Consider the following 21,991-nt stretch of genomic DNA (forward strand, 5'->3'; position numbering starts at 1 on the left):
CTATCGCAGTTATCCCGACTTTTGGGCGGCCTTGTCTTGATCCGCGTCAGCGTCGCCCGCCGACGCGTTTCTAAGCGCGATGTCGGCCTCGATTTGTTTTTGACGCCGTGCGAAACGCGGGGCAGAGATGCGCTCGTTTACCCAGCGACATAGCATCAGGATAAAAGTTTCGCGCTGATCCTGCTCCAGTGCGTTCAGTAGGCTGCGCAGATAGGGGCGGTGATCGCGACGCGCACGTGCGCAGCGCGCAAAGCTTTCGACGTTCAATCCGTCCTCGGCGGCCAAGGTCAGCACGGCTTCGAACTGATCCAGATCTAGCAGCTTGGATTGCAATGCTGATCCCATACGCCGCATGCGCAATTTGGTGACATTGGGGCGGGTAAAGAGGCTGGCGTGCATCGCATCCAAGGGCACTGCTGGATCATAAATAACATACGCTGCTTCGGCGGCATCTAGCATTTCGGGCGCATAGCCGAAACGGGATGTGAAATCTGTACGGCGCATCTCGATGAAACGATCGTCCCATTCGGCCACACTAGGATCCAGCGTCGCTTGCGGTTGAATGGCAACAACCCGTGCGCCGGGGGCCGCAACAGAATAGGCCGCCGCCGCATAGCCACCCGGACCCGCACCGTAGAAAATCACCCGGTCGAACCCGTCAAAGAACCCGTCGTCTATCAACCGGTCGAAGAACGCATAGACATTTTCGTCGCGAAACCACGTATCCCCTTCGGAGGCGATGCACAAATGCGACCAGTCTTCGCTGCGGACCATTTCCCATCCCAAAGGGTGTGCCAATGACGACAGGGCGCGCATCCCGCTGATGGTTTCAAAGCTGACCAGCAGAGTTTTCGTCTTTTTCATAAAGATCGCATGATGTTTGCGTCCGAGCGCCTCGTAGAACCCGTCGTCTTGCGCGACTTGGGCAACAGCATCTAGCCACGCATCTTTCGAAAAATCGGCAAATGATGTCTCGAGCGTGAAGGGGGTATCGATCATGGTAAACGTCCTCAATCGTAAATGGGCCAAGGAACCCTAGGCTTTGGTATGAGGTATCGGCGCATTAAGGCAAAAATGCGGAGATTTAAGGCATATTTATAGCACATTGTGTGGTGCATCCAAGGCAAAGTCTCGTGCCTCCGACGCGCTTGGCCCTTGACCGCGCCGGATCAGAATGCACCACTCGTGCCAGCCAAAACGGGAGAACGCCATGCAACTGCCCCCTTCGATTGATGCCGTGCAAGAGCTGCTTGCGGGGCAGGGCTATGTCTGCGGCCGTCCGCTGGCGACAGTCGTCTTCCTGAGCCTTACGTTGGGCCGCCCGCTATTTCTGGAAGGCGAAGCGGGCGTCGGCAAGACAGAGATCGCCAAAGCGCTTGCCCTTGCGCTGAACCGCAAACTGATCCGGCTGCAATGCTACGAAGGTCTGGATGCTTCGACAGCCGTCTACGAATGGAACTTTCCGGCACAGATGGTCGCCATCCGAACGGCGGAGGCGACGGGTGATACGTCGCGACGTCAGCTTACCACCGAATTGTTCAGCGATGATTTCCTGATTGAACGGCCCTTGCTCGAGGCGATGCGCCCAGACGATCGGGGTGCGCCGATCTTGTTGATTGATGAGCTTGACCGCACGGACGCCCCCTTTGAGGCATTCTTGCTTGAAGCGCTCAGCGACTTTCAGGTCACGATCCCCGAGCTTGGCACGATCAAGGCCCCCGAACCACCAATCGTGATCCTGACGTCTAATCGCACGCGAGAGGTGCATGATGCGCTTAAACGCAGGTGCCTTTACCACTGGGTCGATTATCCAGACTTCACCCGCGAAATGGAGATTTTGGCCGCCCGCGCCCCCGAAGCCTCCAGCGCGCTCAGCCGCGAGGTGGTGGCCTTTGTTCAGCAGTTGCGCACTGAAGATCTGTTCAAGAAACCCGGCGTGGCCGAAACTATCGACTGGGCAAAATGCTTGCTTGCACTGGATGTGATCAACCTGAGCCCCGAAACCATCGCCGACACGCTCGGCGCTATTCTTAAATACCAAGATGACATCGCCAAGCTGCAAGGTTCTGAAGCGAAACGGATTCTGGATCAAGCCAAAGCCAGTCTGGACCCATCCAGTTGAGCCGCGCCACTGCTTCCAAATGGACAAAAATCCTCGGGGGTCCGGGGGCTGAGAGCCCCCGGTGGGCAACTGCCTGATGGAACATCTGCCATTAGAGCTGCCGGATAATCCGAAACTTGCGGGCAACATTACGCATTTCGCCCGTGCACTGCGGCGTGCCGGACTGCCTATCGGCCCCGGGCGCGTAATCGACGCGATCCGCGCGGTCGAAGTGGCGGGGTTCACGGACAAGATCGATTTCTACTGGACGCTGCACGCCTGTTTCGTGAACCGTCCCGAACACCGGATCATCTTTGCGCAGCTCTTTCGTTTGTACTGGCGCGATCCGCGGTATCTGGAACATATGATGGCGGCGATGTTGCCGGCAATCCGTGGCGTACAGGAAGACCGCCCTGCTCAAGCCGCCGAGAAACGCGCCGCCGAAGCCCTGCTGGACGGTGCCGAAGCGCCCGAACGCGAAGAAGACGGCCCCGACGATGATCGCGAGACAGAGATCAAGGTCGACGCGAGCCTCACGATGTCCTCGCGCGAACGTCTGCGCAGTCTTGATTTCGAACTGATGAGCCTCGCCGAGGTGGCTGAGGCCAAGAAGATGCTGGCGCGGTTGAGCCTGCCGGTTAAACCCATGCCCTCGCGCCGCGCCATGACTTCCCCGAGGGGGCGGATTGACGCGGCGCGCACCCTGCGGGCGGCTCTGCGGCGCGGCGGCGAGATGCACAAGCTGGCATTTAAGACCCCACGCCCCCGCTATCCTAATCTGGTGGTGCTTTGCGATATATCCGGCTCGATGAGCCAGTATTCCCGCATGGTGCTGCATTTCCTGCATGCGGTGAGCAATGCCAAGGGCGCGGGATGGGCGCAGGTACATGCCTTTACCTTCGGGACGCGGTTGACCAATATCACGCGCCATCTGGCCACCCGCGATGTGGATGCCGCGCTGAAGGCGGCAGGGGCACAGGCGCAGGATTGGGAAGGCGGTACCCGTATAGGCGCAAGCATAGAGGCGTTTAACCGCGATTGGTCGCGGCGGGTCATGGGGCAGGGTGCCGTTGTGCTGCTGATCACTGACGGGCTGGATCGCGACGCGCCCGACGATCTGGCGCGGCAGATGCAGCGGTTGCAGCTGTCAGCGCGGCGGCTGATCTGGTTGAACCCGTTGTTGCGGTGGGACGGTTTTGCGCCCAAGGCGGCGGGCATTCGCGCAATGCTGCCCTATGTTGACAGTTTTCGCGCCGGCCATTCGATTGCCTCGCTCGAGGAGCTGGCAGAGGTGATTTCCCGCCCCGATGACAGGGGCGAGAAAACGCGTTTGATGGGTCTGATCGACCGTTAGGGCTTAGGCAAAGGTGGCTGCAAAGGCCCCGCGGTAGGTCGCCGACAAATCTGCCAGCGGCGCTTTGACACCACCAAAGTTCACTTGGTCGCCGCCGAATTTCCCGACGCTTTCGAGATGCAGACCGGCGCTTTGGGCCGCGACCATCAAGGCTTCGGCTTGGTCGAAGTTGCACGCAATCAGGTAGCGCGCCTGATCCTCGCCAAACAGAACCTGTGTATCGGCGGAATCCAGGGTGACCCCGACGCCAGCTTCCTCGGCCAGCTCGAACGCGGCAAGCGCGAGGCCACCGTCTGACAGGTCGGTACAGGCTTTGATCAGCGCGCGGTTGGCACGGATGAATTCACCGTGGGCTTTTTCTAAGGCCAGATCTACATGGGGCGCATCGCCGTCGCGACGGTTGAAGACTTCGAGCAGCAGGGCAGATTGCCCGATGTGCCCTTCGGTGGCACCCAGAACCAAAGCGACATGGCCGTCACGGACCTCTTTGCCGATGATCTCGTCTGTGTGTTTCAGCAGGCCGACTGCGCCGATGGTGGGCGTTGGCAGGATGCCTTTGCCGTCGGTTTCATTGTACAGCGAAACGTTGCCCGACACGATGGGCATATCCAGCGCGGAAACTGCCTCGCCGATGCCTTTCAGCGCGCCGACGAACTGGCCCATGATCTCGGGCTTTTCGGGGTTGCCGAAGTTCAGGTTGTCGGTGGTGGCAAGGGGCAGAGCCCCGACGGCACAAAGGTTACGGTAGGCTTCGGCCACGGCCTGTTTGCCGCCCTCGACAGGGTTCGCCTTGACGTAGCGCGGCGTCACATCCGAGGTGAACGCTATGGCTTTGTCTGTGCCATGGATGCGCACGATACCCGACCCCAGACCCGGTGTGCGGGCGCTGTCGCCCATAACCATCGTATCATATTGTTCATAGACCCACGCTTTGGATGCGTAGTTCGGGCTGGAGATCAGCGCGTGCAGCCCGTCGATGGGATCAATGCCCGGCACATCCGACAGTGGTTCGGCTGCGGGTGTCTCTACGTAGGGGCGGTCATATTCGGGGGCGTTGCCCGACAGCGCCTTGAGCGGCAGGTCGGCTTTGACCTCGCCATTGTGCACGATCAAGAAACGGTCTTCGGCGATTGTTTCGCCCACGATAGCAAAGTCGAGGTCCCATTTGTCAAAGACGGCTTTCGCCTCGGCTTCGAGTTCGGGGCGCAGGACCATCAGCATACGTTCCTGGGATTCCGACAGCATCATTTCATAGGCGGTCATGGCATGTTCGCGGGTCGGGACCTTTTCGAGGTCCAGACGTACACCAAGGTTGCCCTTGTCGCCCATTTCCACGGCAGAGCAGGTCAGACCCGCCGCACCCATATCCTGAATGGAGATTACAGCACCGGTCGCCATCAGCTCTAGCGTGGCTTCCATCAGGCGCTTTTCGGTAAAGGGGTCGCCGACCTGAACGGTGGGGCGTTTGTCTTCGATGGTGTCGTCAAATTCAGCCGAAGCCATTGTCGCGCCGCCGACGCCATCGCGGCCGGTTTTCGCGCCGAGATACACAACAGGCATGCCGACGCCGGAAGCGGCGGAGTAGAAAATCTTGTCTGTGTCGGCCAGACCGGCAGCAAAAGCGTTCACAAGGCAGTTGCCGTCATAGGCGGTGTCAAACCGAACCTCGCCCCCCACAGTTGGAACGCCAAAGCAGTTACCATAGCCGCCAACGCCTGCAACGACGCCATGCACCAGTTGACGGGTCTTGCGATGCTCAGGCGAGCCAAAGCTAAGCGAATTCATCGCCGCAATAGGACGCGCGCCCATGGTGAAGACATCCCGCAGGATGCCGCCCACGCCAGTCGCGGCCCCTTGGTAGGGTTCGATATAGGACGGGTGGTTATGGCTTTCCATTTTGAAAACCAGCGCCTGGCCGTCGCCGATATCGACGATGCCCGCGTTTTCGCCCGGTCCGCAGATCACCTGAGGGCCCTCGGTCGGCAACGTGCGCAGCCATTTCTTTGACGACTTGTAGGAACAGTGTTCGTTCCACATGGCCGAAAAGATGCCCAGTTCGGTAAATGTGGGTTCGCGCCCGATGATGTCCAGAATACGCTGATATTCATCGGCGTTGATGCCGTGGCTCGAAATCAGTTCTTGCGTGATGGCTGGTTCGGTCATGATGCGCGTTTTCCCCTAGCAATATGCCACACCTCTTAGATCAAGCGCAGCGCGGGGAAAAGACCTAAGGCGGGAGAAGAGCGTCGGCCAAAAAAAAGGCCGAGCACGAAGCTCGGCCGAGTCCAACAGGGAGGTATGAAGAAGCGGCACGGAGCCGCCCGTCTTCATACCGCCCAATTATGCGGCGCGAGTGCGTGGATCAAGGCTGGAATCGTTAATCTATGACATGCCCGATATGCGGTTTTCGCATAGCTAGCGGGATTCCTTCTCACGCAGCAGTTTGCGGTGGGTGATGATCTCGTCTTGGACAAAATCCTTGAATGCCGCGACCCGTTTGGACGAGCGCAGTTCTTCGGGGTAGGCAAGGAACACAGGTACATCAGCCGACTCGGTCTCGGGGAGCACCTGCACGAGGTCGGGGAAGTCTTGGATCAGGTAGTCAGGCAGAACCCCGATCCCGAGGTTGTTGATGACCGCTTGGAGCACACCAAAGTAGTTGTTTACCGTCAGCATCGACCGCACGTCATGCATCATTAGCTGCTGGATCAGGTTCAGGCCCGCGTGCACCTGGTTGCTGTCTGTATTCTGGCAGATCAGGCGGTGGTCCGACATATCTTCAAGCCGCTGCGGGGTGCCGTTCGCCTCGAGATAGGCGGGTGAGGCGTACATGCACATCTTGATCATCATCAGCTTTTTGCGCACCAGATCGGCCTGCGACGGTTCTTTCATGCGGATGGCCACATCGGCTTCACGCATAGGAAGGTCCAGCACGCGCTCTTCCAGCATCAGGTCGACTTTGAGGTCGGGGTATTTTTCGTAAAGCTTGGGCAGGCGAGGTGCCAGCCATAAGGTGCCAAAGCCGGTTGTCGTGGTGACGCGCAGTTCGCCAAAGACCTCTTCTTCGCTGTCGCGGATGCGCGCCGCAGCGGTATCGAGCCGTTTCGACATGGCGACTGTGGCATCAAACAGCAGCTCGCCTTGTTCCGTGAGGATCAGCCCGCGCGCATGGCGGTGGAACAGGTTGGTATTCAACTGCTCTTCCAACCCGCGGATCTGGCGGCTGACCGCAGATTGCGACAGGTTCAGCTTGTCCCCCGCATGGGTCAAGCTGCCGGCATCCGCAACGGCGTGAAATATTCTGAGCTTGTCCCAATCCATGAGGGCCACCTTTTGTGATGTGCGCGCTGTTCGCAAGAGCAGCCATCTTTGCGCGGATTACGGTTTAAAAACAACCCTCCGACAGGGGGCATCGGGACATATACGTTTATCTTATCACGGATAGATCGGGTCAGTGTGCAAAAGATCAAGGGCGCGCGTCCGGTGCATTGTTATATTGGGGCGGACACAACGCTAGACAGGTCAGCTTTTGTGACCTAGTGTGAAGCCATAGCTATTGATTGCACGTAGGGGAGGACGCGCTATGGGTACGCAAAAAATTTCACTAACTGACCGGTATGACCTTGAGAAATCGCCAGTGTTGCTGAACGGCACACAGGCGTTGGTGCGCATGATGATGATGCAGGCCGCAAGGGACAAAACCGCAGGTCTAAACACCGCGGGCTATGTGACCGGATACCGCGGGTCGCCCTTGGGGGCCGTGGACTTGCAGATGGAGCGCGCCGCCAAGTCGCTGACCGCGCATAACGTCGTGTTCGAGCCGGGCCTGAACGAAGATCTTGCCGCTACCGCCCTTTGGGGCAGTCAGCAGGCAGAGCTGCGCGGCGAAGGCAAGTACGACGGTGTGTTTGGCCTGTGGTACGGTAAAGGCCCGGGGGTGGACCGTTCCGGTGATGTGATGCGCCATGCCAATATGGCAGGCTCGTCCACACATGGTGGTGTGCTGATGGCTATGGGGGATGACCACACGGGTGAATCCTCTACCGTGTTGCACCAGTCCGAGTGGGCGATGGTGGATGCCTATATGCCCGTTGTCAGCCCTGCCGGTGTGCAAGAGATCCTTGATTACGGTATTTATGGATGGGCGCTAAGTCGGTTTAGCGGGCTATGGGTCGGTCTCAAGACGATGAAAGATACCGTAGAGGCAACATCGGTGGTGAATGGCGACCCGAACAGGATGAAGCTGGTCACGCCGCAGTTTGATATGCCCGACGGGGGGCTCAACATTCGTCTGCAAGATACGCCGCACCTGCAAGAGGCGCGGATGATTGACTATAAACGATATGCCGCCGAAGCGTTCAGCCATGCCAACAAGATGGACAAACGCATGTGGGGCAAGCGCGGGGCCAAAATCGGCATCGTGGCTGCGGGTAAGAACTGGCTGGATGTGATCCACGCTATGAGCCTGCTCAACATCGACGAAAACGAAGCCGAGCGTCTGGGCCTCACACTCTACAAGATCGGTCAGACTTTCCCACTGGATATGAAGGGCTTCCATTCCTGGGCTGAAGGGCTTGATCTGGTCATTGTCGTCGAAGAAAAGCGCAAGCTGATCGAAGTGCAGATCAAAGAGGCCTTGTTCTCGGATACGCATCGTCGGGTCTATGGCTGGCACAAAGGCGGTGGTGCCGGGATGGAGCATGGCGAAGAGCTGTTCCCCACCCGTGGCGCGCTGGACCCGATATGGATCGCCGAAAAGCTGGGGGGCATCTTTATCGAGGAAGGCCGAAATACCGATGGCATTAAGGCCGGCATGGAAGCGCTGGATACCGCACGACGTGCCGATAACGCCGAAGACATTGCCGCGCGTGTGCCGTACTTCTGTTCAGGCTGTCCACATAACTCATCAACCAAGCTCCCAGAAGGGAGCCGCGCCTATGCCGGGATCGGTTGCCACTATATGGTGCAATGGATGGACCGCGAGACGACGGGCTTTACCCATATGGGGGGCGAAGGGGCGAACTGGATCGGTGAGTCCAAGTTCTCAACGCGCGAGCATGTGTTCCAGAACCTCGGGGACGGGACATACAACCACTCGGGCAATCTGGCGATCCGTGCGGCCATCGCGGCCAAGACGAACATTACCTACAAGATCCTGTACAACGATGCTGTTGCGATGACAGGTGGCCAGCATAACGAAGGCGATCTGGACGCGCCGCGTATCGTGGCAGAGATCAAGGCCATGGGCGTCAAGAATATCGCTGTGGTCTATGACGAAAAAGAGGATGTGGATCAAAAGGCCTTTGGCGACGTGCCCATGTACGAGCGTGCCGATCTACAAACCGTGCAAGAGAACTTCGCAAAGCTTAAGGGCGTCAGCGCAATCGTCTATATCCAGACCTGTGCCGCCGAAAAACGTCGTCGACGCAAGCGGGGGCTGTTCCCCGATCCCGACAAGCGCGTGTTCATCAACACGGATGTCTGCGAAGGCTGTGGGGACTGTGGTGTGCAGTCGAACTGCGTCTCTATCGTGCCCGAAGAAACCGAACTGGGACGCAAGCGGGCGATTGATCAGTCGTCATGCAACAAGGATTTTTCTTGCGTGAATGGCTTTTGCCCGTCGTTCGTGACACTTGAAGGGGCCAAGATCCGTAAGGACCCTACAACCGAGGTCAAAATCCCCGACCTGCCCATGCCAAAGCTGCCTGCCATCAACGGGACGCATAACGTGGTGATCACCGGAGTCGGTGGTACCGGGGTCGTAACGATCGGCGCTGTGCTGGCGCAAGCGGCACAGATTGACGGCAAGGGCGCTGGGATGATGGAAATGGCGGGGCTGGCCCAAAAGGGCGGGGCCGTGCACATCCATTGCCGTATTGCGAACCGACCCGAAGACATCAGCGCCATTCGCGTGGCAACGGGCGAGGCGGATGCGTTGATCGGGGGGGACCTTGTTGTCTCTGCCGGCACAAAGACACTTGGCCTGACGCGCGCTGGGCGGACGGGGGCGGTTGTGAACTCGCACCAGATCATCACGGGGGAATTTACCCGCGATACTGAATTCCAGATGCCCTATGACCGGCTGACCCTCGCACTAGAGGCGCGGTTGAAAGATGATGTGGCGCTTTTTGATGCGTCCGATTTGGCCAAGGCAACGCTGGGGGATTCGATCTACTCCAACATGATGATCTTTGGCGCGGCGTGGCAGCAAGGGTTGATCCCGCTCTCGCTTGATAGTTTGCAACAGGCGATCACGCTGAACGGCGCGGCGGTTGAACGAAACCTGCGTGCGTTCGAAATGGGCCGTTGGGCGGTGTTGCACCCCGAAGACGCCAAGCGTGTAATGACGCCAAATGTCGTCGCGCTGCCAAAAACCTTGGACGAAAAAATCGCCTTCCGGAAAGACCACCTGACGGCCTATCAGGGCAAGGGTTTGGCGAAACGCTATGGCGCGATGATGGACGAGATCACGGATGACCGCCTGAAGGAGGCCATGGCGTTGGGCTATCACAAGCTCTTGTCTTACAAGGACGAATACGAGGTCGCACGCCTGTTGAAATCCACCCGTGCCAAAGTGGCAGAGGCGTTTGACGGTGACCCCAAGATGACCTTTAACCTCGCACCGCCCATCATGTCGAAAACCGGCGCTGATGGCCGCCCGATGAAACGGACCTTTGGCGCATGGATGGAGGGACCGTTCAAGCTGCTGTCGCGCATGAAGTTCCTGCGCGGCACGCCGTTTGATCCTTTTGGCCGCACCGAAGAACGCCGGATGGAACGGTCCTTGATCACCCAGTATGAAGCCGACATGAAGGACGTATTGCCCCAGCTGACCGAAGCGACGCATGACGCGATTGTCGCTCTGGCCGAACTCCCCCTGCAAATCCGCGGCTTTGGCCCGGTAAAGCAGGCGAATGAGTCCAAGGCCGCCAAGCGCCGCGAGGAACTGCTGGCGGTGATCCGGTCAGGGGGCACGCAAACGTCGCGCGCGGCAGAATAGGGCGGCAGAATAGGCCTGTTGAATTGGGCGGCTGTAACGCGCCTGTCATGAAGCGCTGCTAGAGGACAAGGCAGGACCCTTGAAAAGGAACTGATCTTGACCCTCCAGCAGCGTGACCTCAAACCGATGACAGCGCGTGACATCAGCTATGCCTATTCCGCCAAGTCGCGTCCTGCGCGTGCATTTATCCGGCTGATGGAAAACAGCACAGGCCGTCTGGGGCTGATGAAACGTGCCATCGGCTATGAAGATGACATGTCGCACGGCATGGGGTTCTTTGACGTGATGGTCCAGCGCTATGGGCTGACGCTTAAGGTGGTGGGCGGCAGCCTGTCGAACATCCCCACCACTGGCCCTATCATCGCGTTGGCGAACCATCCCTATGGTATTCTTGACGGGTTGATGCTTGGTCACATGCTGTCGCGCAGCCGAGGCGAATTCAAGATAATGGCCCATTCGGTATTTAACCGCGCGCCGAACCTGAACCGCCATCTGCTGCCGATCAGCTTTGATGAGGATAAGGCGGCGCTGGCGCTGAACTTGCGCACCCGCAAGACCGCGCTGGACTATCTGGGACAGGGCGGTGCTGTCGGGGTTTTTCCGGGCGGTACCGTCAGCACCGGGGCGCGACCCTTCTCACGTCCGATGGATCCGGGCTGGCGCGGTTTCACGGCGCGTATGATTGGCAAGTCGAATGCGACCGTGGTGCCGATCTATTTCGATGGGCACACCAGTCGGATGTTCCAGATTGCGAGCCACCTTCATCACACCCTGCGCATGGGGTTGTTGATCAAAGAATTCCGGAAACGGGTCGATACGCCTGTGCGCGTAGTCATCGGCGAACCCATCGGCAGGAATGTGCTGGACCCGATGGCAAAGGACGCAAAAGCTATGATGGATTTCCTGCGCAAAGCGACGTATGAGTTGTCACCAGAGCCCGCAAAATCCTTTGATCTGGGGTTTGAATTTGAAGATCGGCATCGCGCCGACAGATGACGGTAAGGTGTTATGGCAGTTGGTATTTTCGATTCTGGTCTTGGCGGGCTGACCGTGTGGGATGCCGTTCAGGCGCAGTTGCCCGACGTGGATTTCGTGTATTTGGCTGACAGCGCCCATGCCCCATACGGCGTGCGCAATGCCGACGACATTTACAACCTGACGACAGCGGCCACCCAGCGGCTGTTTGATGCGGGGTGCGATCTGGTGATCCTTGCATGCAACACCGCCTCTGCGGCCGCGTTGCGCCGTATGCAAGAAGGGTGGGTCCCGTCGGGCAAGCGCGTCTTGGGTGTTTTCGTGCCGCTGATTGAGTCGATGACCGAGCGCCAGTGGGGTGATAATTCCCCCCCGCGCGAGGTCGATCTGAAACATGTGGCGCTGTTTGCGACGCCCGCGACGGTTGCCAGCCGTGCGTTCCAACGCGAACTGGCGTTTCGGGCGATTGGTGTCGATGTCGAAGCGCAGGCCTGTGGCGGTGTCGTCGATGCGATCGAAGACGGTGATTTCATCCTCGCCGAGGCCTTGGTACGCAGCCACGTGGACGCGCTAAAGCGCAAAATGCCTGCGCCAGAGGCCGCGATTCTGGGGTGCACGCATTATCCGCTGATGCAGGAAACCTTTCAGGATGCGCTTGGCCCCGATGTCAAAGTGTTCAGCCAAGCCAATTTGGTCGCGCATAGCCTGGGCGATTACCTGCAACGTCACCCCAATATGTTGGGCACGGGCGAGGCCGCCTTCTTGACCACGGGCGACCCCAAAAAAGTCAGCAGCCGTGCAACGCAATTCTTGCGACGACCGTTGACCTTCCAAGCGGCCTAACACGTATTTGCTAACACTTTCCAAACGGAACCCGACATGACCCATAACATCGCCATTCTTGGTGCTTCCGGCTATACCGGCGCAGAACTTATCCGGCTGATCGCTGGCCATTCATCGATGCAGATCAAAGCCTTGGGGGCGAACTCTAAGGCGGGGCAAACAATAGCAAAGGTGTTTCCACACCTGCGCCACATGGATCTGCCCGCCTTGGTCACCATCGACGAGATCGATTTTTCACAGATCGATCTGTGCTTTTGTGCGCTGCCGCATAAAACCAGCCAAGAGGTCATCGCGAACCTGCCCAAAGACCTCAAGATCGTTGACCTTTCGGCCGATTTCCGGCTGCGCGATCCTGAAGCCTATGCCAAGTGGTACGGCAATCCCCATGCCGCGCTAGAGCAGCAGAAAGAGGCGGTCTACGGGCTGACCGAATTCTACCGCGAAGAAATCAAATCCGCGCGTTTGGTTGCCGGCACCGGATGTAATGCCGCCACTGGTCAGTTCGCCCTGCGCCCCTTGATCGAGAAGGGCGTGATCGATCTCGACGATATCATTCTGGACTTGAAATGCGCGGTCTCTGGTGCGGGGCGTTCTTTAAAGGAGAATTTGCTGCACGCAGAGCTGTCCGAGGGGTACCACGCCTATGCATTGGGGGGCACGCATCGGCATTTGGGAGAATTCGATCAGGAGTTTTCAGCCATCGCGGGCCGTCCGGTCAAAGTACAGTTTACCCCGCATCTGTTGCCGGCCAACCGCGGTATTCTGGCGACCGTCTACGTTAAAGGTGAGGCGCAGAAAATCCACCAGACGTTGGCCGATGCCTATGACGCCGAGCCTTTTATTGAGGTGCTTCCGTTTGGCGAAGCCCCGAGCACTCGTCATGTTCGCGGGTCGAACTTTTGCCATATCGGCGTGGTGGCTGATCGGATTGAAGGGCGCGCAATTGTGGTCGCAGCACTTGATAATTTGACCAAGGGCTCAAGCGGGCAGGCGTTGCAAAACGCCAATCTGATGCTAGGTATTGACGAGGTCGAGGGGCTGATGATGGCCCCGCTATTTCCCTGAGGTCTCATGAAAAGTCTTAAAAAGCAGCGACGTATTCAGGTTATCGGTGTCGCAGTGGTGGCGCTTGTGCTGTCTACCGCGCTGATTGGATACGCCATGCGTGACGGGATCAACTTTTTCCGCGCGCCCAGTCAGGTGATCGCAGAGCCGCCCGCCGCGACAGAGGTGTTTCGTATCGGCGGGCTGGTCGAAGAAGGCAGTCTTGTGCGCGGCGATGGCCTGATCATCCGCTTTTCCGTGACCGATGGCGGCGCGACTGTTCCTGTGACCTACAGCGGTGTGCTGCCCGATCTTTTCGAGGAAAACCAGGGTATGGTCGGTACGGGAAGATACATCAACGGAACGTTCGAAGCGACTGAAATCCTTGCTAAACATGATGAAAACTACATGCCAAAAGAAGTCGTGGACGCATTGAAAGAGCAGGGCGTCTACGTGGCCCCCGAGGGCTGATGCGTACGGCGATGCCGGAATTAATTAACATCTGAACAGCCATTCTTGCAGGGACAAAACTGTAAGAAGGGCCGATTTGATGCAAACTGTTGAAGAAATTGCCAATTCCATCGTTGCGCGCGAAGGGGGCTTTGTAAATGATCCAGATGATCCGGGTGGGGCGACCAAACATGGTGTCACTATCCATACAATGCGCCGTTTGGGGCTTGATTTAAATCGCGATGGCACGGTGAATGTTGCAGATGTTCAAGCGCTTAGCCAAGCTCAGGCGACCGAGATTTTCATCACACATTATTTCCACAAACCCAAAATCGCACAGTTGCCCGAACCGTTGCAGCCGTCTGTATTCGATATGTACGTGAACGCTGGCGGCAATGCAGTGAAAATTCTTCAGCGATTGTTAAGGGATATGGGGTTTGATGTGGCTATAGATGGTGTGCTTGGGCCGCAGACTTTGGGTGCGGCGGGACACGCTTATGCTCAAGCTCCGGCACAGTTTGTGAACGCCTATGCTGTGGCGCGCCGTAATTATTATTTTGGGCTGGCCGATCAGCGACCGGCAAGTCGCAAATACGCCCGCACGCGGGCTGGCACGAAAGGGGGATGGATCAAACGCGCAGAGGAATTTATGTCCCCGCAGTATCATTTGAGCCCGCGTGACTTTAACGAAAGGGTCGCAGCATGGCGGTGATTGATAAGGCTTTGGGCCTCGTTTTTGGTGATGGTCGGAATGTTTTGCGGGATACGGTCGAAGTATTCCGCCAGAATGCCGAAAATACCGCTGCGCGTGATGCGGCCGCGCTAGAGCAGGCGATGGTGCAGTTTGCGGCTGAGTTCAGCGTAGCGCCGGTGGGGCGCTTCGATCGCGTTATGAATGGTGTGAATCGTTTTCCACGACCGGCCTTAGCGCTTGGAACGTTAGGATTGTTTGTCGCGGCAATGGTCGACCCGGTTTGGTTTGCCAGTCGTATGCAAGGGGTGGCGATGGTGCCCGATCCGTTGTGGTGGTTACTAGGCGCTGTGGTATCGTTCTACTTTGGCGCGCGGCATCAGGTGAAAACGCAAGAGTTCCAACACTCTATCGCGCGTACCATCGCGCAGACACCGGCGGTAATACGGAACATCGAACACCTGAACGCGCTGCAAACTGGTGAGGGACAAATGGAGACCGAAGACGTTGTCCCATTTGCGTCAAAGGTGGCTCCGGGTGAATCTGACAACGCTGCACTGGACGATTGGCGCAAGGCTGCGGCCTAAGGCGCGCCCTGCGACGCTTTGCTGCGCACACTGACGTGATTTCGGTGTGAATTCCCATGGCAAGGCACCGCACTCCGCCCTATGGTCGCAGGATGATTACAGAGCTCGGACATTTCGCCCTTATACTCGCCTTTGGTGTCGCCATTGTTCAAATGGTGGTACCCCTTATCGGTGCCCATAAACGCTGGCCGGGGTGGATGGCCGTAGCAGAGCCAGCCGCTGGCGCGCAGTTCGCGCTGACATTACTGGCATTCGGCGCACTGATGTGGGCCTTTGTAAGCTCCGATTTCTCGCTTCGGCTGGTGGTATTGAACAGCCATTCGATGAAGCCGATGTTGTATAAAATCAGCGGCACTTGGGGCAATCACGAAGGCTCAATGTTGCTTTGGGTGTTAATTGTCTCGCTCTTCGGGGCCATGGCCGCGTGGTTCGGAGGTAACTTACCTCCAACCTTGCGGGCGCGGGTGTTGTCGGTACAGGCTGCGATTGGCGTCGCGTTTTTTGCTTTTATCCTGTTTACCTCTAACCCGTTCCTGCGTCTCGCCACGCCGCCCTTTGACGGGCAGGATCTGAACCCCCTGCTGCAAGATCCCGGGCTCGCGTTCCACCCGCCGTTTTTGTATCTGGGGTATGTCGGGCTTTCGATGACGTTCAGCTTTGCCGTTGCCGCGCTGATCGAGGGGCGTATCGACGCCGCGTGGGGTCGATGGGTACGTCCTTGGACGCTTGCGGCGTGGATTTTCCTGACCATCGGTATCGCGCTTGGGTCCTGGTGGGCCTATTACGAACTTGGCTGGGGCGGGTTTTGGTTCTGGGATCCCGTTGAAAACGCGAGCTTTATGCCATGGCTACTGGCGGCAGCACTGCTGCATTCGGCAGTCGTGGTTGAAAAGCGCGAGAGTTTGAAAAGCTGGACAATCCTTTTGGCGATTCTTGCGTTCGGCTTCTCGTTGATCGGGACGTTTATCGTGCGATCTGGCCTGCTGACCTCGGTCCACGCGTTTGCGAATGACCCTGAACGCGGCGTCTTTATCTTGATGATCATGGCATTTTTCATGGGCGGCGCGCTTGTGCTCTTCGCCGCCCGCGCCCGCGCATTAGAGGCGAAAGGCGTATTCAGCATGGTGAGCCGCGAGTCGGCGCTGCTGGTAAATAACGTCCTGTTGGCCGTCGCTTGTTTTGTGGTTTTCATCGGCACCATGTGGCCGTTGCTGGCAGAAATGTTTTTCGACAGAAAATTAAGCGTTGGCCCCCCGTTCTTTAACGCGGCCTTCACACCTTTCATGGTTATGTTGGGTCTGATCCTACCGATTGGGTCAGCGATGCCGTGGAAACGTGCGGTAATTACGCGCGCACTGAAACCGCTGCGGTATGTGTTTGTCTTGGCAATTGCGATCGGGGCGCTTGCTTATGCGATTCAATCAGGGCGCAGCTTATTGGGGCCGCTGGGGTTGTTCTTAGGTGCCTGGATTGTGATGGGTACCATTGTCGACCTCTGGGGCCGCACCGGACGCGGTGAGAACCGTCTGCGCCGGCTTGGCCGATTGCCGCGGGCAGACTGGGGCAAGATGGTGGCCCATGCGGGGCTTGGCGTCACGATGGCAGGGGTCGCTGGCCTTACCGCGTGGTCGATGGACGATATCCGCGCGGTGCCGCTGGGTGAATCCTATGACGTGGGGCGTTATACGGTGCAGCTGGATGATGTTAAGCGCAGTCAGGGGCCGAACTATGTGTCGACCACTGGAAGCGTGACACTGTTTCATGACGGGGCAGAGATCGCGCAACTACGGCCTGAGAAACGGTTCTATCCCGTGGCGCAGATGCCGACAACCGAGGCTGCGATTGATTATAACCTGCTACGTGACGTCTATGTCGTGATCGGGGATGAACAGGCCGGCGGCGGTTGGGTGGTGCGTACCTATATCAAGCCGCTGACCAACTGGATTTGGATTGGCTGCGCTCTAATGGCACTTGGTGGGCTACTAAGCCTTTCGGACCGTCGCTACCGCGTCGCGGCGGGGGCGGCAAAAGCAAAGCAGGTACCAGCGCAATGAGGGCGATGGTCCTCGCGCTGATGTTATTGGTTACGCCCGCATGGGCGGTTCAACCAGACGAGGTGCTGTCTGATCCGGTGTTGGAACAACGCGCTCGGACCTTGTCCAAAGGGTTGCGCTGCCTTGTGTGCCGCAACGAAAGCATCGACGAAAGCAACGCCAGCCTCGCGCGTGATCTGCGTATCCTGCTGCGCGAGCGTTTGGTCGCAGGCGACACCGATGCAGAGGCGGTGGCCTATATCGTGGACAGATATGGGGAGTATGTGTTGCTCAACCCACCTGCGCGCGGGTCGACCTGGGTGCTTTGGGCGGCCGGGCCGCTGATGCTATTGCTTGCAGGCGGGGTCGGGCTTGTCTATCTGCGGGGCCGTGCTCGGACCGCGGGCGAAGAACAGGCCCCGCTGAGCGCGAGTGAACAGGCACGTCTGGACGATATTCTAAAAGATTAACGCGGGGTTGCGCTGGCAGCGCGTGGCCTTATGGGTAATGTGCAGAAGAAATGTGCAAAAAGGACCCGCGCCATGGACTATCAAACCCTGACCTATGACCTGAACGACGGGCTAGCCGTGGTCACGATGAACCGCCCGGACAAAATGAATGCGCTCACCACGCAGATGCGGGCCGAGATCGAACACGCGTTTACCCAAGCTGGTAAAGAAGCGCGGTGCGTAGTTATCACTGGTGCCGGGCGCGCATTTTGCACCGGCCAGGATCTGAGTGATAGCACCAGCAAGGGATCGCTGGATCTGGAACGGACCTTGCGCGAAGAATATGGCCCGATGTTGCAGGCGATCACCAACTGCCCCGTGCCAACAATCGCGGCGGTTAATGGTCCGGCGGCAGGGGCAGGGGCGAACCTCGCGCTGGCGACGGACGTGGTCTTTGCGACGGAATCATCCTATTTTCTTCAAGCGTTTACGCGCATTGGATTGATGCCCGACGCTGGCGGAACGTACACGCTGCCCCGTCAAATGGGCACCGCCAAGGCTATGGGCGCAGCCCTGTTTGCGGACAAGATTTCGGCCCGTCAGGCCGATGATTGGGGCATGATCTGGGAAGCCGTTGCCGATGGGGATTTTGACGCGCATTGGCGTGCCAAAGCAGCGCATCTGGCGCAAGGTCCGACCAGCGCATATGCCGCTGCAAAAAATGCCATCCGTGCCAGCTGGGACAACACGCTTGAGGATCAGCTGTCGCTGGAGGCGCAGGAGCAGGGCAAATGCGGTCAGTCGCGTGATTTCAAAGAGGGCGTGACCGCCTTCATGCAGAAACGCCCTGCGTACTTTGAAGGCCGTTAATCCGTCTAGACTGAGCGTTCGACCAGCAACACATCATCGGGGTTGAGGGTCGGGCGCGAGGCGCTTGCTACGACGGCGACTGCGATACCGTCTGCCAGCACGGTGTGGACGCTGCCTGACACCTGTTTAACAGTGATCCTGGGCGGCATCTGACCCTTATCGTATACCACCGCAATCTGGTCACATTTCTGTTGAGTATCGTGCACAAAAGACCCCTGCGGCGCCGGGTGGTGCCGTGCGGTTTTGCAGCTGAGACTGGTCGCGTTATCCCATTGTAGTCGGGGCCGAGGGTCCTTCATACGGTGGTCCTTTCCGCATAGGCGGCGTGAGTCATTTGCGCGACGGTGCGTCTGAAAGGACGCTGTTGTGATGTACTGACGCTGAACTTGGGGTGATCGCGACACTTGGTCAATGACGTTCGCCCATTATGCGCGGTTTCGAAACAACGATACAAAACCGTCATATTTCGGGCGCGATGGTTTCGAAATGTTGAAAAGTCTGTCGAAACAGTAGGCTCGAAAAAGGTGCTTTGATCACGCTGGCCCGGTGGTGCCGCAGTGAAACGATTCTCTTTGCGCCGTTCCTGCGCCCTGTACCCTTGATCAAAACGCAAAACGCCCCGCCGTTGGGGCGGGGCATTTAAGATCTAACACACTGGAAATCAGCGCTTTTCGATATCGACGTAGTCGCGGGGTGTCTCGCCAAGATACAGCTGACGGGGGCGACCGATTTTCAACTGGGGGTCGCTGATCTGTTCTTTCCACTGGGAAATCCAGCCAACGGTCCGTGCCAGTGCAAAGATCGGCGTGAACATGGACGTGGGGAAACCCATCGCTTCGAGGATGATGCCCGAATAGAAATCGACGTTCGGGAACAGCTTTTTATCTGCGAAGTACGGATCTTCCAGCGCCTGTTTTTCCAGTTCTTTGGCAACCTGCAGGATCGGGTTGTTTTCCACGCCCAGCAGTTCCAGAACCTCGTCAGCGCTTTCTTTCATCACGGTCGCACGTGGGTCGTGATTTTTGTAGACGCGGTGACCAAAGCCCATCAGGCGGAACGGGTCGTTCTTGTCCTTGGCGCGGGCGATGAATTCAGGGATGCGGTCCGGCGTGCCGATCTCTTTCAGCATTTCCAGACAGGCCTGGTTTGCGCCGCCATGCGCCGGACCCCAAAGGCAGGCGATACCCGCTGCGATACACGCAAAGGGGTTCGCGCCCGAGGACGATGCCAGACGCACGGTCGATGTCGATGCGTTCTGTTCGTGGTCCGCGTGCAGGGTAAAGATACGGTCCATCGCGCGCGACAGGATCGGATCAACCACATAGTCTTCGGCAGGGACGGCGAAACACATGCGCAGGAAGTTACCGGCGTAATCCACATCATTGCGCGGATAGATGAACGGCTGGCCGATAGTGTACTTATAGGCCATCGCGGCAATCGTCGGCATTTTTGCAATCAAACGGATCGTCGCCACTTCACGCTGGTGCGCGTCGTTGATGTCGGTGCTGTCATGATAGAAGGCAGACATCGCGCCGACAACGCCGACCATGATCGCCATTGGGTGCGCATCACGGCGGAAGCCGCGGAAGAAGTTGATCATTTGCTCGTGGATCATGGTATGGTTGGTGACCAGAGCCTCGAACTCTTCAAGCTGCGTCGCCGACGGAAGCTCGCCGTACAGCAGCAGATAGCACACCTCGAGGTAGTGGGATTCGCTGGCAAGCTGGTCGATCGGATACCCACGATGCAGCAACACACCTTCGTCTCCGTCAATGAAGGTGATCGTGCTGTCGCAGGCCGCCGTCGAGGTGAAACCAGGGTCATATGTAAAGACATTCGCCTGGGAGAACAGCTTGCGGATATCCAAAACATCCGGTCCCGCCGATGGGGAATAGATCGGCAGTTCAAAGCTGTTCCCGTCGATGGTCAACGTTGCGGATTTTGTACTTTCGGCCATGAAGTCCCTTCCTATTGTGGTATCGACGCGCGTTATGCCGTCGACTGGGGTGGTACCGAGACGGTCCGCCCCTCAGTTATTTTTGTGCATATCAGGAATATGCATTCGCATATTTTAGATAGCTGCATCGTTTAAGCGGGCAAGGCTTTCGTCGCGCCCAAGTACCAGCATCATATCGAAAACTGATGGGGTTGCCGCCCGCCCGGCGAGTGCTGCGCGCAGCGGCCCCGCCAGTTTGCCAAATTTGGTATCGTGAGCGGCAGCAAAGCCGTTCAGCGCCTCCTCCAGCATTTCTCTATCCCAAGTAACATTCTGCAACTGCGGCGTCAATTCAGTCAGCATACCACGGGATACATTGTCCAAATGCTTTTGCGCCTTCTCGTCCGGTTGAATGGGGCGTTCAGCGAGGATAAATTCAGCCTTTTCAAGAAGATCTGGGAATTTCTTCGCGCGTTCCTTTAAGCAATACATGGACCGCTCCAACCCGTCCGCTTGCGAAGATGTGAGCGCGGGCAACCCGGCGGCGGTCAAATAAGCCTCGATCTCGTGCCGCAATGCAGCATCATCCGCCGCGGCAATATGCTGACCACAGATGTTTTCCAGCTTTTTCAGATCGAACTGCGCGGGGCTTTTGCGGATACCGTCCAGATCGAACCAGTCCTGCGCCTGTGCGTCGGTAAAGAATTCGTCGTCGCCATGACTCCACCCCAGACGGGCGAGGTAATTGCGCATACCGGCGGCAGGGAAGCCCATGGCCTGATATTCCTGCGCACCCAAAGCACCGTGACGTTTCGACAGTTTTTTCCCATCTGCGCCGTGAATCAGCGGGATGTGGGCCCAGACCGGTACGTCCCAACCCATGGCGTTATAAATCATCATCTGACGCGCGGCATTGTTCAGGTGATCATCCCCGCGAATAACATGGGTCACGCCCATGTCGTGGTCATCAACAACAACGGCCAACATGTATACGGGGCTACCGTCCGAACGTAACAGAACCATGTCATCAAGCTGATCATTGCCGATTACCACATCGCCCTGCACCGCGTCGCGGATAATGGTCTGGCCGGTTTGTGGGGCTTTGATACGCACGACATAAGGGGCGTCGGGATGCGTCTCGGGCGCGGCATCACGCCACGGGGACTGATACAATGTGCTGCGGCCTTCGGCCTTGGCTTGATCGCGGAAGGCTGCGATTTCTTCCTGCGATGCAAAGCACTTATAGGCCTTTCCTTCGGCGAGAAGCTGCAAAGCAACCTCGGCATGGCGGGGCGCGTTTTCGAACTGGCTGACCACATCTCCGTCATGGTCCAGACCCAGCCACGCCATGCCCTGCAGAATCGCTGCGGTCGCCTCGGGGGTGTGGCGCTGGCGGTCGGTGTCTTCGATGCGCAGCAGGAACTTTCCGCCACGTCCGCGCGCATAAAGCCAGCTGAACAGCGCCGTCCGTGCGCCGCCAATGTGTAGATAGCCGGTAGGAGACGGGGCGAAACGGGTAACGACGGGCGTTGTCATGGGCGGAGGATCCTTTGCAGCAGAAGTTCACGGAAAACGCCCGTTCGGGGTGCCGTTTATCATTTGCTAACTCCTTTGGAGATAGCGTTACCGACTATCTACCCAGTGCAGAGAACGGGGGC

General features: G+C 58.1%; 18 protein-coding genes. 12 read left to right on the forward strand and 6 right to left on the reverse strand.

From position 1 onward, the window contains the following. Window positions 1-9: 9 nt before the first annotated feature. On the reverse strand, window positions 10-999 hold the full coding sequence (locus E5180_RS02870) for a phosphoadenosine phosphosulfate reductase (RefSeq protein WP_138923071.1): 990 nt from the start codon (window positions 997-999) through the stop codon (window positions 10-12). Window positions 1,000-1,210: 211 nt separating this feature from the next. Between E5180_RS02870 and E5180_RS02875 the strand changes: the two genes are divergently transcribed. Both E5180_RS02875 and E5180_RS02880 read left to right on the forward strand, forming a co-directional pair. Then, complete coding sequence (locus tag E5180_RS02875; RefSeq protein WP_138923072.1) at window positions 1,211-2,122, forward strand: AAA family ATPase; 912 nt, start codon at window positions 1,211-1,213, stop codon at window positions 2,120-2,122. A 76-nt stretch (window positions 2,123-2,198) separates the two neighbouring features. Then, entirely contained in the window at window positions 2,199-3,455 is a 1,257-nt protein-coding gene (locus E5180_RS02880) for a vWA domain-containing protein (RefSeq protein ID WP_138923073.1), read from the forward strand. Between the two features lie 3 nt (window positions 3,456-3,458). Here E5180_RS02880 and purL read toward each other — a convergent pair whose 3' ends face one another. Beyond that, complete coding sequence (gene purL / locus E5180_RS02885) at window positions 3,459-5,618, reverse strand: phosphoribosylformylglycinamidine synthase subunit PurL (RefSeq protein ID WP_138923074.1); 2,160 nt, start codon at window positions 5,616-5,618, stop codon at window positions 3,459-3,461. A 252-nt stretch (window positions 5,619-5,870) separates the two neighbouring features. Next, on the reverse strand, window positions 5,871-6,776 hold the full coding sequence (locus E5180_RS02890) for a LysR family transcriptional regulator (protein WP_138923075.1): 906 nt from the start codon (window positions 6,774-6,776) through the stop codon (window positions 5,871-5,873). A gap of 262 nt (window positions 6,777-7,038) precedes the next feature. Here E5180_RS02890 and E5180_RS02895 point away from each other — a divergent pair, with 262 nt between their 5' ends. The 10 genes from E5180_RS02895 (at window position 7,039) to E5180_RS02940 (ending at window position 18,397) form a co-directional block, all read left to right on the forward strand. Further along, window positions 7,039-10,455, forward strand: a complete 3,417-nt coding sequence (locus tag E5180_RS02895) for an indolepyruvate ferredoxin oxidoreductase family protein (RefSeq protein WP_138923076.1) — start codon at window positions 7,039-7,041, stop codon at window positions 10,453-10,455. Between the two features lie 126 nt (window positions 10,456-10,581). Continuing rightward, a complete protein-coding gene (locus E5180_RS02900; protein WP_138925096.1) occupies window positions 10,582-11,451 on the forward strand; it encodes a lysophospholipid acyltransferase family protein in 870 nt (289 codons plus the stop codon). A 12-nt stretch (window positions 11,452-11,463) separates the two neighbouring features. After that, complete coding sequence (locus E5180_RS02905) at window positions 11,464-12,273, forward strand: glutamate racemase (protein ID WP_138923077.1); 810 nt, start codon at window positions 11,464-11,466, stop codon at window positions 12,271-12,273. Between the two features lie 36 nt (window positions 12,274-12,309). Next, a complete protein-coding gene (gene argC / locus E5180_RS02910) occupies window positions 12,310-13,338 on the forward strand; it encodes an N-acetyl-gamma-glutamyl-phosphate reductase (protein WP_138923078.1) in 1,029 nt (342 codons plus the stop codon). Window positions 13,339-13,344: 6 nt separating this feature from the next. Then, window positions 13,345-13,788 (forward strand): cytochrome c maturation protein CcmE, encoded by a 444-nt coding sequence (gene ccmE / locus E5180_RS02915; RefSeq protein ID WP_138923079.1) that lies wholly within the window; start codon window positions 13,345-13,347, stop codon window positions 13,786-13,788. A 79-nt stretch (window positions 13,789-13,867) separates the two neighbouring features. Then, window positions 13,868-14,479, forward strand: a complete 612-nt coding sequence (locus E5180_RS02920; RefSeq protein WP_138923080.1) for a holin-associated N-acetylmuramidase — start codon at window positions 13,868-13,870, stop codon at window positions 14,477-14,479. Then, window positions 14,470-15,045: a holin family protein gene (locus E5180_RS02925; RefSeq protein ID WP_138923081.1), complete on the forward strand. Its 576-nt coding sequence runs from the start codon at window positions 14,470-14,472 to the stop codon at window positions 15,043-15,045. Before E5180_RS02920 ends, E5180_RS02925 begins: the two co-directional genes overlap by 10 nt. A gap of 92 nt (window positions 15,046-15,137) precedes the next feature. After that, window positions 15,138-17,099 carry a heme lyase CcmF/NrfE family subunit gene (locus tag E5180_RS02930; RefSeq protein WP_138923082.1) on the forward strand — a complete coding sequence of 654 codons (1,962 nt, stop codon included), beginning with the start codon at window positions 15,138-15,140 and terminating at the stop codon, window positions 17,097-17,099. Next, entirely contained in the window at window positions 17,096-17,548 is a 453-nt protein-coding gene (locus E5180_RS02935) for a cytochrome c-type biogenesis protein (RefSeq protein WP_138923083.1), read from the forward strand. Before E5180_RS02930 ends, E5180_RS02935 begins: the two co-directional genes overlap by 4 nt. 72 nt (window positions 17,549-17,620) lie before the next feature. After that, window positions 17,621-18,397, forward strand: coding sequence for an enoyl-CoA hydratase-related protein (locus E5180_RS02940; protein ID WP_138923084.1), 777 nt, complete (start codon window positions 17,621-17,623; stop codon window positions 18,395-18,397). Between the two features lie 5 nt (window positions 18,398-18,402). On the opposite strand, the gene E5180_RS02945 is transcribed toward E5180_RS02940, so the two are convergent. From E5180_RS02945 to gltX, 3 genes are all read right to left on the reverse strand, one after another. Next, window positions 18,403-18,603 carry a hypothetical protein gene (locus E5180_RS02945; RefSeq protein ID WP_254700519.1) on the reverse strand — a complete coding sequence of 67 codons (201 nt, stop codon included), beginning with the start codon at window positions 18,601-18,603 and terminating at the stop codon, window positions 18,403-18,405. A gap of 455 nt (window positions 18,604-19,058) precedes the next feature. Next, window positions 19,059-20,354: a citrate synthase gene (gene gltA / locus E5180_RS02950; RefSeq protein WP_138923085.1), complete on the reverse strand. Its 1,296-nt coding sequence runs from the start codon at window positions 20,352-20,354 to the stop codon at window positions 19,059-19,061. A 114-nt stretch (window positions 20,355-20,468) separates the two neighbouring features. Next, the gene (gene gltX / locus E5180_RS02955) at window positions 20,469-21,869 is read right to left on the reverse strand and encodes a glutamate--tRNA ligase (protein WP_138923086.1); all 1,401 of its coding nucleotides are present in this window, start codon (window positions 21,867-21,869) and stop codon (window positions 20,469-20,471) included. Window positions 21,870-21,991 lie beyond the last annotated feature (122 nt).

The sequence above is a fragment of the Sulfitobacter sp. BSw21498 genome (assembly GCF_006064855.1).
In the GTDB taxonomy this organism is placed as follows: domain Bacteria; phylum Pseudomonadota; class Alphaproteobacteria; order Rhodobacterales; family Rhodobacteraceae; genus Sulfitobacter.